The sequence below is a fragment of the Reichenbachiella sp. genome, from assembly GCF_039941815.1.
Classification (GTDB): Bacteria; Bacteroidota; Bacteroidia; order Cytophagales; family Cyclobacteriaceae; genus Reichenbachiella.
Window position 1 is genome coordinate 240163 of record NZ_JBDVDW010000032.1, and the last position, 16152, is coordinate 256314.

The following is a 16152-nucleotide window of genomic DNA, read 5'->3' on the forward strand; positions in this document are numbered from 1 at the left end:
AAATAGCAACACGAAATTCAATGTAATGAACTTAGATTTTAATCCCAAGGAATTCGAACAACTCCTGAACCAGACAAGCAAAATCGTATTGGATTGGCATGGTAAACTAACTTATGGAAAGACGTACAACAACCCAACGCCAGAAGACATTAGGGTACTCTTTGACGAGCCACTTCCTCAGCAGTCTACTCCCGCATCTCAGCTTCTGGAAAAGATAGATCAAGATGTCTTACAAAACTCGAATCTCAATACCAGCCCAAATTACTACGGATATATCACGGGTGGCGGCAATCAAGCTGCGATTCTAGCTGAAGTACTGAAAAATGCTCTAAATCAGAATAATCTAAAATGGCACAGTGCACCGGCCAACTCAGAAATAGAGAAAATAGTCATCAAGTGGATCTGTCAGTTTATTGGCTATCCTGATGATGCCGGAGGCGTACTCGTGAGTGGAGGCTCTGTTGCCAATTTTTTGAATCTAGCAGTCATGCGCAAAATGAAATGTCCCATAGATGTAGCTGTAGAGGGGATGCACCAGGCACCAACAATGACAGTATATGCCTCTGAGCAGGGACATAGCAGCATAGACAAAGGCATGGATATGCTAGGCCTTGGCAAAAGACAGTTGAGAAAAATTTCAGTAGATGACAACTTTCAGGTTCGGCTGGATGAAATGGAGTCGTGGATAATCAAAGATATTGAGGATGGGTACCTGCCAATTGGAATCGTTGGCATAGCCGGAACTACTAACTCTGGCGCTGTGGACGACCTTGATGCGCTTGCAGACCTTGCCGAAAAATACAATCTGTGGTATGTGGTAGACTCTGCCTATGGAGGACCAGCAGCTGCTACAGAAATAGCTGGTACGCTATTCAAAGGAATAGAACGAGCTGATTCAATTCTGATCAATCCTCACAAGTGGTTTTACGTGCCTTTTGAAGTGGCTTGTGTTATTGTGAAAAACAAGGAGCATTTACGGGAAACATTTTCATTGGTGCCAGATTACCTCACGGCAGGGTCAGATGAGAAGGAAGATTTGATGGATTTCAATTTACAGCTCACCAAGGACTTTAAGGCGTTGAAAGTATGGATGACCTTAAAAACTTACGGTGCCGAAAAGCTCCGGGCAGCTATTACCAACGACATTGAAAATGCAAAATATGCAGCAGAGTTGATCGAAAAGAGTAAAGATTTTGAACTGTTGGCTCCTGCACCTCTTTCCATTGTTTGCTTTAGATATCTTGGAAATGGCCAGCAGACCGAAGAGGCTCTCGACCAACTCAATATAAGCTTACTGAATGCAATAGAGGCGGACGGTCGAGTCTTTTTTGCCGGAACCAAGATAAAAGGGAAGATTTCTTTACGGATCAGTTTGACCAACCATAGACGTACTCTTGCTGATGTAGACTATCTCTTCCAGGTATTGCGAGAGCTCGCTGTTGCTCTTGACTGATGTTGCTTTTTGGCAAAAATGAATCGAACAAGAATAGGGTGGCTCCAATTCACAGATTTTGTAATAAGCCAAAATAATTGTTATATTCTAAATCCTTTCTGATCCCTGAGGCACTTGACAAGCCATAATTATTGCCTAATAATGAGAATCAGTATTGCCATATTTGTGTCGTTGCTCCTTTCGACAACTGTCTCCAACGGACAGGGTTTGGAGGGTGTCTTTAAAAAGCTGCTTAAGGAAGATATAAAAGACACATTATATGTTGATTCAATACTGACAGTTGCTAAGAATTTTAATAAAAGCCAACCCATTGAAGCCATCGAGTATTTCAAGAAGGCAAAATTGATTGCTGAAGAAATAGAATATGACCAAGGGGTGCTTGCGGCTATAAACGGGATTGGAAATGGCCATATAATTACCGGCAACTACGAGGAAGCACTAAGGTTTCACCAACTCCTGCTGACCGAATCTCAAGCGCTCGACGATAAGAACCATATTCTTATTGCTCTCGGCAATCTTGCCATCACCTATGCCAGCCTGCTCGATTATGATAAGTCATTAGATTATTTCCGGCAAAGTTTATTTTTGGCCCGTCAAACAAATCATCAAAAAGTTGGATCTATTTGTGGCAACCTGGGTAACCTTTTTAAGATTAGAGAAGACTATGACAGCGCAATGCACTATCTCAATCTCGCTATTACATTTGGCATTGAAAATGACAATCATCGAGCTTTAGCCTTCGGCCTGCTCAATTTATCTGATGTAAAAGTCCACTTGTCCCGATATGAAGAAGCTCTCTTGCATATTGATTCGGCCCTAGTCTGCGGCAAAATGATCGAGTCAGAACTATTCGAAATAAACGGCCAAGTCAGCCGTATTGAAGTGCTCAAAGCAATGGGGCAGGGCGTTAAGTATATTCCAGATTTGAAAGAGTATCTTAAAATTGCTGAAGACAACTTGTACTATCAGGCACTTGTGACTGGTTACGCTCTTTTGTCAGACTTATTAATAGAATCGGGCAGACCAAATGAGGCAATGTCCGCCCTGAAAAAAAGATATGAATGGGAAAATCAGGTGTTCAATTCTGAGAAGTCCAAAAAAATAGAGCAGTTGACAGCACAATTCGAACTCGACCGCAAGCAAAGGGAAATTGATATTCAAAACTTAAGGATAACCAAACAAACATATTTTATTTATATCGTAAGTGGCATTGCCATTTTGACTCTACTTATTGCTTTAGTTCTTTATAGATATTTTATCACCAAAAGCAGAGCAAATGAGAAATTAGAAGCTTTGAATCAACAAATCACGGAGCATCAAGTAAAGCTTGTCAATCAATCCAATAGCTTGAAACACGCTAATGAAGAAATCAATAATATCAATAGCAACCTCGAAAAAATTATTGAAGAAAGAACACAAATGATAAAAGCCCAGAACGAAAAACTACTTGAGTACGCTTTTTTGAGTGCACATGAAATTCGCGGGCCGCTTTCGAGTATTCTGGGCCTGACTCAGATGTTAAAAGAACACCCGGATGACAAGTCTCTTATGAGCATTACTACCCAACTCCATGACAAGTCTGCAGACATGGATTTTGTAATCAAAAAAATGGTTACCTCTCTCGAAGAGGAAATTCAACTAAGGCCAATCAATAAAAGGCCAACTACTTAGTTAAAAACAGAAAAACGTCTTCGACTAGTTGCAGCTTGATTTTATCATCGGAAATCTCTTTGATAGTATATGGAATGCCATATTTGTCTCCATCATTGATCAAGTTTAATACGGTATCAGAAACAACTTCCCAATTGAGTGTATGAATCAGCGTATCTGAACCAAAAATGCACCCGTCGTATCCATAGGCACTGATTGTAATCTTTCCATCTTCCTTAATGTTCATCAGACCATTCATAGTATAGTTGATCCCCTCGGTCTGACTGGCATTTTGATCCGGATAGGTAACCCATTGCACGTTCCAATCACCAGCAATTGTTTTGCTTATTCTTTCTGTTTCTCCCTTGGTTGAGTCACATGCATTAAGCATTATAGCCAATGCAAGAATGAGTAAGGTTAGATGTCTTTTTTTCATAGCTTTTTTAAATAATGTTCAAAATTACAACGATATTATTTGAAACAGCAAAACTAAAATGCTGCAGGTTAAGAAAAATATCAGACAATAGGTTCAAACTTTTTTATTATGCCTAATTGCTCCTAAATTTGCGCAATTTTAGAGTACCCTTAATAACTAAAAAAACACTCCGCAATGCCAAAGGACAATAGCATTAAATCAATACTTATTATCGGAAGTGGCCCCATTGTAATCGGCCAAGCTTGTGAATTCGACTATGCAGGGTCGCAAGCTGCCAGATCCCTTAGGGAAGAAGGTATCGAAGTGACTTTGATCAATTCGAATCCCGCCACGATTATGACCGATGAAGTAACCGCGGACAACATTTACCTCAAACCCCTTACAAAAAAATCCATTCGCGAAATCCTCGAAAAACATGACATAGATGCAGTACTGCCTACCATGGGTGGCCAGACGGCATTGAACCTTGCCATGGACTGCGATAAAGCTGGCATTTGGGAAAAGCACAATGTAAAAGTAATCGGATCGAATTTCGATGCTATCGAGACCACAGAAGACCGTGAAAAATTCAGATTGCTTATGCAGAAGCTAGACGTGGGAGTCTGTAAAGGGCGAACTGCGACTTCTTTTCTTGAAGGAAAAGAAATCGCTCAAGAAATTGGATTTCCATTGATCATTCGATCCTCATATACCCTGGGTGGTGCAGGCGGTGGTTTTGTAGAGAATCCAGAAGATTTTGACAAAGCCCTCAATGCTGGCCTTCATGCCTCTCCTATTCACGAAGTCCTGATTGAGCAGAGCATTATGGGTTGGAAGGAATACGAACTCGAAATCATGCGTGATAGTATTGGAAACTTCATCGTGATCTGTTCTATTGAGAATTTTGATCCTATGGGTGTACATACAGGAGACTCTATTACGGTAGCTCCTGCAATGACTCTGCCTGACACGGTTTATCAAAACATGCGTGATCTTGCCATCAAAATGATATCCGGAATTGGTCAGTTCGCAGGCGGTTGTAATGTGCAATTTTCCGTGCATCCGGAGACTGATGAAATCATTGGTATTGAAATCAACCCTAGAGTATCTAGATCCTCGGCGCTGGCCTCCAAAGCTACTGGCTATCCAATTGCAAAAATCGCAGCTAAGCTGGCCATTGGGTACAACTTGGATGAGTTGAATAATCAAATCACAAAAACAACCTCTGCCTTCTTTGAACCGACAATTGACTATGTAATTGTCAAAGTCCCACGCTGGAATTTTGACAAGTTTAAGGGAGCAGACAGACACCTGGGGCTTCAGATGAAATCTGTAGGTGAGGCCATGGGTATCGGAAGAAACTTTCAAGAGGCGCTGCAAAAAGCATGTCAGTCTTTAGAGATCAAAAGAAACGGATTAGGAGCAGACGGACGAGAGCTAAAGAGTCATGATGAGCTTCTCGACAGCTTAAAACACCCAAGCTGGAATAGACTATTTCATGTCTATGATTCCTTCAAGCTTGGTATTCCATTCAAAACTATTTACAACTTAACCAAAATTGACCCTTGGTTCTTGAATCAGATTGAAGAGTTGATCGCTCTGGAAGGCGAAATAAGTGAATTTAGCTTGGACTCTCTACCTAAGGATCTTTTGCTTGAAGCCAAAAAGAAGGGGTATGCTGATCGACAGATAGCCCACCTGATTGGATGTCTGGAGAGCGAGGTTTTTACCAAGCGGCAGGATCTCGGAATGAAGAGAACATACAAGATGGTGGATACTTGTGCTGCAGAGTTTGACGCCAAAACTCCGTACTACTATTCCACCTTCGAAGAAGAAAACGAATCCATTTCCTCCGATAAGAAAAAAATCATAGTACTCGGGTCAGGGCCCAATCGAATCGGTCAGGGGATTGAATTTGACTATTCTTGTGTGCATGGCATCCTTGCTGCAAAAGAGTGTGGCTATGAGACCATCATGATCAACTGTAACCCCGAAACTGTTTCTACCGACTTTGACATTGCAGATAAGCTATATTTTGAGCCCGTCTTCTGGGAACACATCTATGAAATTATTCTTCTGGAGAAGCCCGAAGGAGTCATCGTACAACTAGGTGGGCAGACTGCACTTAAGCTTGCAGAGAAACTGGAGCGATATGGAATTAAAATAATTGGGACGAGCTATAAGGCGCTTGATCTGGCAGAGGACAGGGGGTCCTTTTCTTCTCTGCTAAAAGAACAAAATATCCCATATCCAAAATTCGGCGTCATCGAAACTGCCGATGAAGCATTGGAGCTATCAAAGGATCTAGGGTTCCCATTACTGGTAAGACCTTCTTATGTCCTCGGTGGACAAGGAATGAAAATCGTAATCAACGAGGAAGAGCTCGAATCTCACGTGGTAGAGTTATTCAGACAGATTCCTGGAAATAGGGTGATGCTCGATCACTTTCTTGACGGAGCCATGGAAGCTGAAGCTGACGCGATATGTGATGGTGAAAATGTATATATCATTGGCATCATGCAGCATATAGAACCGGCAGGTATTCACTCCGGGGACTCGTTTGCAGTATTGCCTCCTTTCAATTTGGGAGACCTTGTGATTAGAAAAATTGAAGATTACACCAAGAAAATTGCTCTGGCTCTTGATACTGTTGGACTGATTAACATTCAATTTGCAGTCAAAAATGATGAGGTTTTCATCATAGAAGCCAACCCAAGAGCATCTCGAACCGTGCCATTTATTTGCAAAGCATATCAAGAGCCATATGTGAATTATGCGGTAAAGGTCATGCTTGGAGATAAGAAAGTGACAGACTTCAAGTTTAACCCCAGGAAAGAAGGATACGCAATCAAGGAGCCTATTTTCTCATTCCATAAGTTTCCAAATGTGAACAAGGAGCTTGGGCCTGAAATGAAATCTACTGGCGAATCTATCTACTTTATAGACGATCTAATGGATGATTATTTCATGGAATTGTACGCAGAACGAAACCTATACCTTAGTCGATAAGTAAAAGAAGCTATGTTTAAGTTTTTACTCCTATTATTTATTTTCATTTATGTCATCGCCAAGGTCGGTGGATTTATTCTTCGGACCCTGTTTTCTGGCTTTTCAAGTCAGGCACGTCAGCAAACTTATCAGTCTCAAGGCCAACGCAGTCAGCAGAGGCCAAGAGATGGAAACGTGATCATTGATTACAACCCAAAAGATAAGCACGAGTCAAAAGACGGCGGCAATTTTAAAGGTGGTGATTATGTAAATTATGAAGAGGTAGACTGAACCCAGGAATAATAAAAATTGATATCAAAAAAGGTCGATTGATTAATCGACCTTTTTTGTTCCTTACCAAACCATATTCATTCAAGGAGTATGCGTTCCATATAATTCCGATCCTCCGCTACTATTTTTAGAAAATACATGCCTGGCTTGATATCGTCAACCTGAACTACAGAAAGTTGATCCTCCAACAATTGTGAAAGTAAAATTTGTCCTGCTGGGGATATTAATTCAAGCTTACCAGATCGAATGGTTTGTCCAAACTGCACTTGAAAAACGCCTCTGCTTGGGTTAGGATATACATGAATTGGCTCCATCGCCAAAGGCTGCATATCTGACGCTGCTTTGATCCTGGCAGACGAAGAAGAACTCACCGAAATGGTGAATGCCGCATCAAAAACACCATAAGAAATGGTGTTGTACCAAAAATTTCCTCCTCCATATGTGTTGGAATAAGAGTATCTGATTGATGAATTGGTTAACTGAAAGGTATATGTCTGACCGTCAATTACATCGAACGGAATGTCCAAACCAATTGATTGCCATCCACTCCCTGCTGAAATTCCTGTTTGCTCATATGCAGGTGTTCCTGAAACAGTATTTCCTTGAAAAACTCTCAGCGAAGAGCCGGATATGCTATAGACGAGCCTAACATCAACCTCTACTACTTCCCCATCTTCGGTTGCAGTGAAGGATTGTCCCATAGAATTACTATTCGAATAGCTTAATATTCCGGACCCAGAGGTATTTCCTAAGGTAGTAATGACTGCTTCTCCTTCTGTAGCTGCTGAGGCTGAATTGCTAAATGTCGACATTCCTTCATTGTTTGATGCACTTAGTCTGTAGTAGTATGTAGTAGAAAGAATTAAACCTGTATCAGAATAGCTAGTAGTGTTGGCAGGCAAACTGGTTACTTGCATATAATTGCTTTCATTATCCTTTGAACGTTCTAGTACAAAAGAGTCCTCATTGTTAGAATTGTCCTGCCAGCTCAGCATAATTGAGGACGAACCCGTAGCGGTAGCTGATAACCCGGAAGGAGCAATGGGAGACGTCGGCGTGCCTCCACCTCCTGACGGTGTAGTCGCACTTATCTCGCTGCTACTAGCTGTATTGGCACTAGCGTCAGTCACTTTAATTTTATAAAAGTATGTAGTTGACGCTGAGAGGCCAGTGTCACTATAGCTAGTAGCATTTGCCGAAAGAGTGGCAACAGCACTAAAACTTCCCCCAGAACTGCTGGCTCTTTCTACCGTGTAAGATGTCTCGTTAGATTCATTGTCTGTCCATGTCAGGTCTATTTGAGTGGATGATGTTGCTAATGCGCTGACATTAGTAGGAGGACTGAGACTTGGTGTACTATTTCCTGTAAGGCCAAAAAATTCCGCTGCCCAATACGAGGAGAATAAATTCACATCATTGGTGTAAGAGCCGTTCGACCCTCCTTGAGTTGTACCCGGACCTGGATCGATCGCAATCGTATGTCCCATCGTATTGATAGCATAAGTTACTACTTGTGCCATACCGCAACCATCGTGGTATTCAGACCTTGTGACAAGTGAGTTTCCGTTGAAAGAGTTGTCGGTAACATCTGCTGTCTGGTCAATGCTGTGCACATTGGTCCATTGCTCCATGATCTCATTCTGATTCATGAAATATACAGTATAGTCAGAAGCGCCATGAAATGTGACCACTCTTGGCCAGGGCCCTGTATGACCTGAAGCTCCACGGACGCTATTGCCCAACTGAGTTGGTGATTGGTTTACATTACCAAACATTGCCATAAAGGCACTGGTACTGCTAGTGGCTACTTTATAGGGAAGGCCGGACATAACGGCACCAGCGCTAAACACGTCGGGATAGGTAGCAAGCATAGTTGTAGTCATGGCCCCACCAGCGGAGAATCCAGTAGCAAATACCTGACTATTGTCAACGGAGTAGTTGCTTTTCATATAATCGACCATATTTTTTAGTGATGCGGCCTCTCCAGAACCTCGATTGATATCACCGTTTTCAAACCAATTGAAGCACTCCGATGAATTGTTTGTGCTTTTCTGCTGCGCATGAATGACATAAAATTTGTAAGTGTCTGCCAGCATATTCCAGTCACTTTCATTTGAGTAGGAGGTCGCATTTTGTGTACAACCATGCATCACCAATACCAACGGCGCATTACTCGGCATGCTACCTGGGGTATGGATGTACATAGACAAATTCCCAGGATTCGATCCGAAACTAGGAATGGCGGTTAGCTGTGCTTGAGCATAGCTCAGCATCAGACAAAAGATTAATAAGTTTAGTGTTTTTTTCATAAGGCCTGAATTTGTATCATAACCTGAATTTCAATTTTTATCTCTCTAATTTTTGATCTCCGTACAAAAATCAAGGGTGGACTTATAGTTCGAATTGGTCCAAAAAGGACTCATATGAGACGCCTCCATATTATTTCAGTGTTTAGTTCAGTGCCAGACTTTAGCAATGGTGTGCAAGACAAATAGTCTCTCAAATGCTTGATTTTTCTACTATTTTGATCAATAGCCAAGCCGGATAACTGACATCTTCTATTATCTTTAAATAATGAAAGGTCTCTATTGCACGCTCTTCTTAGTTCTTCTTGGTTGTTCTAATAAAATGCCTGAGTCGACTGCTCCATCCACGAAGTCAGAAATTTTTCTTTCTGAGTATACCCCGGCTGGCAAACTTGCTCATGCTGGTATTTTTTCTCCTGACGAGAAGTCATTCTATCTTACGATTTCCAATTCAGATTTTGAAAAATTCGACATCCTTGTTTCGTTGTTGGTTAATGACCATTGGTCTGAGCCGAAACCTGCTTTCTTCAATTCCGAATACAATGAGCATGGGATAGGCTTCTCCTCTGATGGTAAAACATTATTTTTTAGCTCCACCCGACCTGTGGGCATTGAAGGAATTCCAGAAACCTGGCACATCTGGCGGTGTAGAAAACAACAGAACGGTTGGAGCGAACCAGAGTTTGTCAGTCTCCCAGGCATGGAAACCAAATTAGTCTCGCACCCTACGCTGACCAAGTCTGGCAGAATGTACTTCCATTCTGGAAGTCTTGATTATAGCGACTTAAGCTTATTCTACTCAGATTATAAAGAAAATCAACTCTCTGAAGTTAAACCTGTCGTATTTCTTACCGAACCTAATGGAATTATGATTACCCCTTTCATTGCACCTGACGAGACTTATTTAATATTTAGTCAGGTTATCTCCCAAAAGGAAATACTGCTTGTTAGCAAGAAAAGTCCCGCAGGCTGGAGTGCCCCACTCCCTCTTTTGACTCAACCGGAAAAGGCCAATATGTCAAACCCATTTATAAGCAGAAATCAAGATTATTTGTACTATGCCAGAGGTGAAAACGACGTCAATGGGAGCCCTACAATTTGGCAAATTCACAGAATGAAGATTAAAGCCGAAGTCTACCCTTTTCATTAGAAGAATATTGATTAATTTAATTGCTCATATTAACTAATCTAAACATGACACTTGAAGAATTAATGCCCCAAATCCTAAATTTGATATTCTCTTATGGTCCAAAATTAGTAGGAGCAATAATTATCCTTATAATTGGTTTTTGGGTGGTCAAAGCGCTTTCAGGGGGATTTAGGCGGCTGCTGGAGGCTCGGGAAATTGATGCTTCACTTAAACCATTTCTGGTAAGCCTAGTTTCCATGTTGCTCAAGGTCATATTGGTGATTTCTGTGCTGACTACAATGGGAGTAGAGATGACTTCTCTGATCGCCATCCTGGGTGCAGCGGGTTTAGCCGTTGGTATGGCACTGTCGGGTACACTCCAAAACTTTGCAGGAGGAGTTATGATTTTAATTTTCCGACCATTCAAGGTGGGTGACTTTATCGATGCTCAAGGATACAATGGCACAGTACATGCTATTCAGATTTTTAATACAATTCTTAAAACACCGGACAACAAAACTATAATCATTCCGAATGGAGGACTATCTACTGGAAGTATGACTAATTTCTCTTCTGAACCAAAAAGAAGAGTTGATTGGACTTTTGGGATAGCCTATGGAGATGATGTTGACAATGCAAAAGCAGTAATTAAAATGCTTGCTGATGCTGACACGCGAATTCACAAAGATCCCGAGGTTTTTATAGCCGTATCAGCACTAGCTGATAGCTCGGTCAATATTGTGGTAAGGGCCTGGGCAAACGCCGAAGATTACTGGGGCGTATTCTTTGATATGAATGAAAACATCTATAAGACATTCGCCAAAAAAGGAATCAGCATTCCATTCCCACAAATGGATGTGCATATGCATAAAGATTGATCAATCAGTATTTGGAATTGATAGCATTTTAGGATCAAAAATGCTCTAGGTTAAAATCAAAATGGTAGGCGGTTGACTAGACAATCAGCTTAATTGACAATTATTTTACTGCTAAATACATTTCCTCCATAGCTAAGCTTGTATATATAGATTCCAGAAGAGGCTCTCGTTCCATTAGAATAGTTTAAATCCCATATCACCGTGTGATCCCCATGAAGTTGTAATTCGTTATCTAAGATTGGGCTCACCAATTTGCCCATAGAATCGTAAATATGAAGTCCTACCTTGGTTGTGCTTGGCAAGGAGTAATGAATATTAACTGTGCTTCTAGACGGGACAGGATAGGCATTTGCAGCAATCAAAGGTTCTAAGCCTATCGGATCAATTGTGGTTAGCACATCGATTCGCCCTGCATAGACCTGGCCAGCATCGCTATTGAGGTCATCGTTTAAAAGTGCTGAAACAATAATCTGACCTGATCCCAATGCTATACCTGAGCCAAAGTGATTGTCTGATTTAGGTACAGGTTCGAATATTTCTTTGGCTTGTGTCCATGTGTTGCCATCACTGGTAAAAGAATATAGTTTACCCGCATGCTTTTGCCCATCAACTGTAGCTTTGGGTGCTCCTATTGCAATAATATCATCAACAATTTTCACGGTTGCTCCAAAATATTCGTTGAGAAGGCCATTGTCAGCATTTAATTTTTGTATTCGAGTCCAACGGTTGTTTTCCCTCTCAAAATAATAGGCTGTTCCAGAATTTTTAGTAGTCCCATTTCCTAGCAAAGACCCAACCAAAGCTTTGGTATCTGAAATTGCCACAGATACACCAAACATGTCGCTCACGCCTTCCTCTTCTGAAGTGAGAATTGCAGACTTATTCCATCTTTCTCTAGAATAGGTATAAATATATGCCTGACCAGAACTTTCACTTTCTCCGTCATAATCAGGCGCTCCAACAATAATTTCATTCCCGGAACTAATCCCCACAGCATAACCAAAGTTGTCATGAGAAAGATTAGAGCTTTGAGCCAGCGATGTCGGGATGCTTTGACGGCTTTTGTAATCTTGATATACAAAAACGTCACCTGACTCCACATTTTTACCATTTGAATTAATGGAACCGACCACAAGAAAGTCATCATTCATATCGAGAGAATAACCAAACCATTGATTGGGCATTTCCACAGCTGGGTAATATTCTCTTTCGAGCACCCATTCTGAACCGTTGAAATTATACAAGAGAACAGCTCCGGAAAAAGGACCCCAATGAAATGATCCAACGACCCCCACAGCCATCCAGCTGCCGTTTATGGCTACTGAATAGCCAAAATTTTCGAAAGAAGCTCCGCTTTCATTGCGTAATTCTTGAAACTCCTGCCATACTCCAGATTGGAGCTGATAAATATGAACCTCACCGGCATCTACCCCATCGATTGTGGTTGAATGTGGAGATCCTATTATCATCCACTCGGCATTGACGGCCGTCGCCCAGCCATAATGCTCATTAAGATTTGAAATTTCTCTTACGACCTTAGTTATCTCTTGCCCTCTAGACTGAAGCGATAGAAGAATTAGTGCAATCGTGATTACTTTTTTCATCAGTTAGTTTCTATTAGTACAAATTCTAAATTGATTGGGGAGCCATTATAAGTCAGGCTTTGGGTTTTTGTTTCGCCGTCTGCTAGTTCTAATCCTTTGGGTACGACAATACCAATTTTGTATTCTACTGATTTTTCAAATCCATGAAAGTGAAAATAGCCATCTTCGTCAGTAACTATTGATGTTTCGAATTCTCCATCATCGGCAGTACTAGCTGTGTTGTACATGCCGTCATTATTTTTATCTACATAGAGCATTATACCAGAATGTTCGGTGTTGTCATTGTGCTCGAGTATAGAAACTTGACCGGAAATCTGTGAATTGTATACAAAGCTTTCAGTAATTTCAGAATAGAAAGGAACAGCATCTCCGTCATCCATTACAAAGTAAAAGTGCATATCACTCTCATTTTTTATGTCTTCTGCGGTAAACTCTAAATTGATCTCTCCAAATCCACTTTCGTCCGCATCACCATAGTTTAAAGTACCTATATGATATCCTCCGTATGATGGTTCATCATTCCAAAACACACTTATTTCCGTCGAGTCTGGGTTATGACCCCAATAAGTCATATTGATGGCATATTTTGATTCTCCAAGATCTTCAGCTACTAAATCACCAAAATGACTTGGAAAAAAAGATTGCATTTCTAGGTTTATAGAATCTACCAAGTTTGTAGATGGGTAGGAAATAAGCAAGTCATATTGTCCCGGAGTAAGTAAGGATGAAGTGGTTTCACTCTCCTCGTTTTCAGGTTCTAAGTTTATGACATACAAGTTGAGTTTATCAGTATTAAGGTAAACCATCTTTTCTTCACCCAATGAAACTTCAGGAACCTCAGAGTCTCCCAAATCATTGACAATCAATTCATGTATATCATAAAACCCATCAGGTCCAATTACAGCAACGTATGTTTCATCCACAACCTGATCAAAGTCCACATCCAACATCAAAGAAGTTGCATTCCCTACTACTTCAAAGCTATACACGTTTTTTTGCCATTCATTATCAAGTGTACTACTGGATCTTCCGCTAGATAATGCTTGACTGACTTCCTTTTTCAAGTTGTTCACAGCATTCTTCCCAATGATATCCACCTTTTTTTTGCCAAAATTGTATCGTGCACCTGCATATTTTTTCTTCCACCCTATTTTATAGGTTACCCAGCCAGCAGCATAACTTCCGTTTAGGTCGTTTTTATAATATCTCATAGCACCATTCACACCTCCGATGTTTTTACCTCCAATAGCGGGTATTTTCTTAGGCACTTTTAGTTTTACCTTCATTAGAGCATTTAATGAGCCATTTTGTGACAATTTCGCGTTCAAGTCAAACGTCACCAATGGATCTGAAGGAATTTTCATACTGGACTTTATCGAATAATATTCATTCCAAATCAAATCTAAAACGATACTGCCTTCTCCTAATTGAGACTTCCAATTGTTGCTACCAGCCCGATATGCGCCTAACAATAAATCTGCAGAAAGCACGGCAAATTTTTTGGTGACCACTGCTGTGTTTTTGTTGTATAGAAGTGCTGCGTCTTTACCTCCGATAGTGGTAGGTCCTCCAAATGTAAATGCGATAGCTCCTTCAAAATATATTCCATTGGTGACATGAGAGTGGCCTGCGCCATCTTTGACAGTGACATAGGTACTAGGGTCTGCAAGGTTTTTCATGTTTCCTTCCATGTATACAATGTACATTCCTGTGCTACCTACTGGCAACGCAGTATTGAATGAGGTCGCCTCGAATGATATCCCAATGTTATTAAGTTTGGCGGGACTATCTTCAAATTCAAGAGTAGCACCTACTTCGTATCCAGGGGGAAAAGAAACCATTGCGGTAGCACTTTCTATTGTGTTGTTTGCAAATCCTACACGTAGGTTCTGAAGACTTACAGCACCAAGCTCTATCTGACTCAGCTCAATGGCAAAATCATTTATTTTAAATTTATTATTGCTGCCGGACATGTCAATTTCAAGGCCTCTGCCTCCATCATTGCCCAGATCAACAGAGGCAGACCAAAGCTGAGTAACACTTACAACTCCTGTGAAATAATATTTACTTTGACTGTATTCAATATTTACATCTTCGGCTTGCACCTCAAGGCTTCCCATTTGAAAATCAGAATTAATTGTTGCATTGAAATAATCAAGCTTGCCCTCGCTGATTCTCATTCCTGGAGATTGTGAATCACCTAGAGTTGCACTAATGGACTGACTGGAAATGGATAGTGTAAAATCACCAAAAATATTGAAGTCATTTGAGCTTTTGTCCCATTGGAGACCAAGAGGAGCGGGGTTAATTGAAAGTTGATTTAATGTAAACTCTTTGCTCAAGGATAGATTGATGCTTTTCAGGGTGCTTCCTTCTACGACAATTCCAGGTGTATCGGCATCGCCCATTCCGAAGGCAACTTCTTCTGATGCTATCTCAAAAGTCCCGCTGCCATACATCATAAACTGATTGTTGGATTTGTCAAATGCAAACGTCAGATCTTCCGGAGAAAACTGCAGACTCGACAACGTAAAATCACCGGTAACGCCCAAACTAATTTGTTGAATCACGCCATTTTCAATCATTATACCTGGGCTATCGGCATCTCCAAATGACAAACCAACCGTTTCTCCGCTGAAGCTCGCAGTGGCTCCGCCATAGAACATAATAATATCATCTTGACTATCCCATCCAAAGCTCAGGTCGTTAGGAGAAAACTGAAGTGCTTTGAGATTAAAATCTGCAGTGATCCCGGCTGATATTTTTTGTAATGCACCCTTTTTTAATTCTATTCCCGGAAATGATGCCGTACCTAGATTAACTCCAATGGTTTCTGTTTCAAAACTGACTTCTGCATTCCCATAAATTCTAAAGATTTCGTTGCTTCCATCCCAATCAAAGCTTAGGTCTTGCACAGAAAAATTAATGCCTTTCAAATCAAAGTTTTCCGACATGCCAAATGTCACCTTAGTTAATATTCCATCAATTATTTCAACAGCAGGGCTTGCGGACGAACCTAAGGATATTACTATTTGTTCATCCCCAAAATTTGCTGTGCCTTCTCCATATATTGAAAATTGGTTGTCACTATATACCAAATAGACCGAAGTGGGAATAATATTAAGTCCTTGAATCTCAAAGTCTGTGGTAATTTCTGTCAGAGAAATTGTATCATCTAATTCAATGCCTTCTATGCCGGCAACATCGATTATTTCAGCTTTCAATAAAATTGAAGGAAATAGAAAAATAAGAAATAGTAAGTGCCTGAGAATACTCCTTATAGTCATATATTTTAACATAAATGCTTTGATTCAGTGATAGTGGTGAATTGAAAAATTGGGTAAGGATATTGGCTCAAAACCAACTAAATATCAATAGCTCAATTTTATAACCAGCAGATCATTTCAGGCCTGCTGAGTATCAAACCAATAATCAAAA

The 16152-nt window shown here is 40.7% G+C and carries 10 protein-coding genes; 6 read left to right on the plus strand and 4 right to left on the minus strand.

The genetic code is table 11. The features are described 5' to 3' along the window. Positions 1 to 25: 25 nt before the first annotated feature. Entirely contained in the window at positions 26 to 1453 is a 1428-nt protein-coding gene (locus tag ABJF11_RS08305) for an aminotransferase class I/II-fold pyridoxal phosphate-dependent enzyme (protein ID WP_348119342.1), read from the plus strand. A gap of 141 nt (positions 1454 to 1594) precedes the next feature. Continuing rightward, positions 1595 to 3124, plus strand: a complete 1530-nt coding sequence (locus ABJF11_RS08310) for a tetratricopeptide repeat protein (protein WP_348119343.1) — start codon at positions 1595 to 1597, stop codon at positions 3122 to 3124. Here ABJF11_RS08310 and ABJF11_RS08315 read toward each other — a convergent pair. Then, positions 3117 to 3539, minus strand: coding sequence for a hypothetical protein (locus ABJF11_RS08315; protein ID WP_348119344.1), 423 nt, complete (start codon positions 3537 to 3539; stop codon positions 3117 to 3119). The genes ABJF11_RS08310 and ABJF11_RS08315 overlap by 8 nt on opposite strands. Before the next feature lie 174 nt (positions 3540 to 3713). Between ABJF11_RS08315 and carB the strand changes: the two genes are divergently transcribed. Together carB and ABJF11_RS08325 are read left to right on the plus strand one after the other, a co-directional pair. Beyond that, complete coding sequence (gene carB / locus ABJF11_RS08320; RefSeq protein WP_348119345.1) at positions 3714 to 6527, plus strand: carbamoyl-phosphate synthase large subunit; 2814 nt, start codon at positions 3714 to 3716, stop codon at positions 6525 to 6527. Between the two features lie 12 nt (positions 6528 to 6539). Beyond that, on the plus strand, positions 6540 to 6797 hold the full coding sequence (locus ABJF11_RS08325; protein ID WP_348119346.1) for a DUF4834 family protein: 258 nt from the start codon (positions 6540 to 6542) through the stop codon (positions 6795 to 6797). A 77-nt stretch (positions 6798 to 6874) separates the two neighbouring features. On the opposite strand, the gene ABJF11_RS08330 is transcribed toward ABJF11_RS08325, so the two are convergent. Then, a complete protein-coding gene (locus ABJF11_RS08330; RefSeq protein WP_348119347.1) occupies positions 6875 to 9106 on the minus strand; it encodes a PHB depolymerase family esterase in 2232 nt (743 codons plus the stop codon). 265 nt (positions 9107 to 9371) lie between these two features. Between ABJF11_RS08330 and ABJF11_RS08335 the strand changes: the two genes are divergently transcribed. Both ABJF11_RS08335 and ABJF11_RS08340 read left to right on the plus strand, forming a co-directional pair. Beyond that, entirely contained in the window at positions 9372 to 10253 is an 882-nt protein-coding gene (locus ABJF11_RS08335) for a hypothetical protein (RefSeq protein ID WP_348119348.1), read from the plus strand. A gap of 44 nt (positions 10254 to 10297) precedes the next feature. After that, a complete protein-coding gene (locus ABJF11_RS08340) occupies positions 10298 to 11110 on the plus strand; it encodes a mechanosensitive ion channel domain-containing protein (protein ID WP_348119349.1) in 813 nt (270 codons plus the stop codon). An 89-nt stretch (positions 11111 to 11199) separates the two neighbouring features. Here ABJF11_RS08340 and ABJF11_RS08345 read toward each other — a convergent pair whose 3' ends face one another. Both ABJF11_RS08345 and ABJF11_RS08350 read right to left on the minus strand, forming a co-directional pair. Beyond that, a complete protein-coding gene (locus ABJF11_RS08345; protein WP_348119350.1) occupies positions 11200 to 12714 on the minus strand; it encodes a T9SS type A sorting domain-containing protein in 1515 nt (504 codons plus the stop codon). Then, on the minus strand, positions 12714 to 15938 hold the full coding sequence (locus tag ABJF11_RS08350) for a hypothetical protein (RefSeq protein WP_348119351.1): 3225 nt from the start codon (positions 15936 to 15938) through the stop codon (positions 12714 to 12716). Before ABJF11_RS08350 ends, ABJF11_RS08345 begins: the two co-directional genes overlap by 1 nt. Positions 15939 to 16152 lie beyond the last annotated feature (214 nt).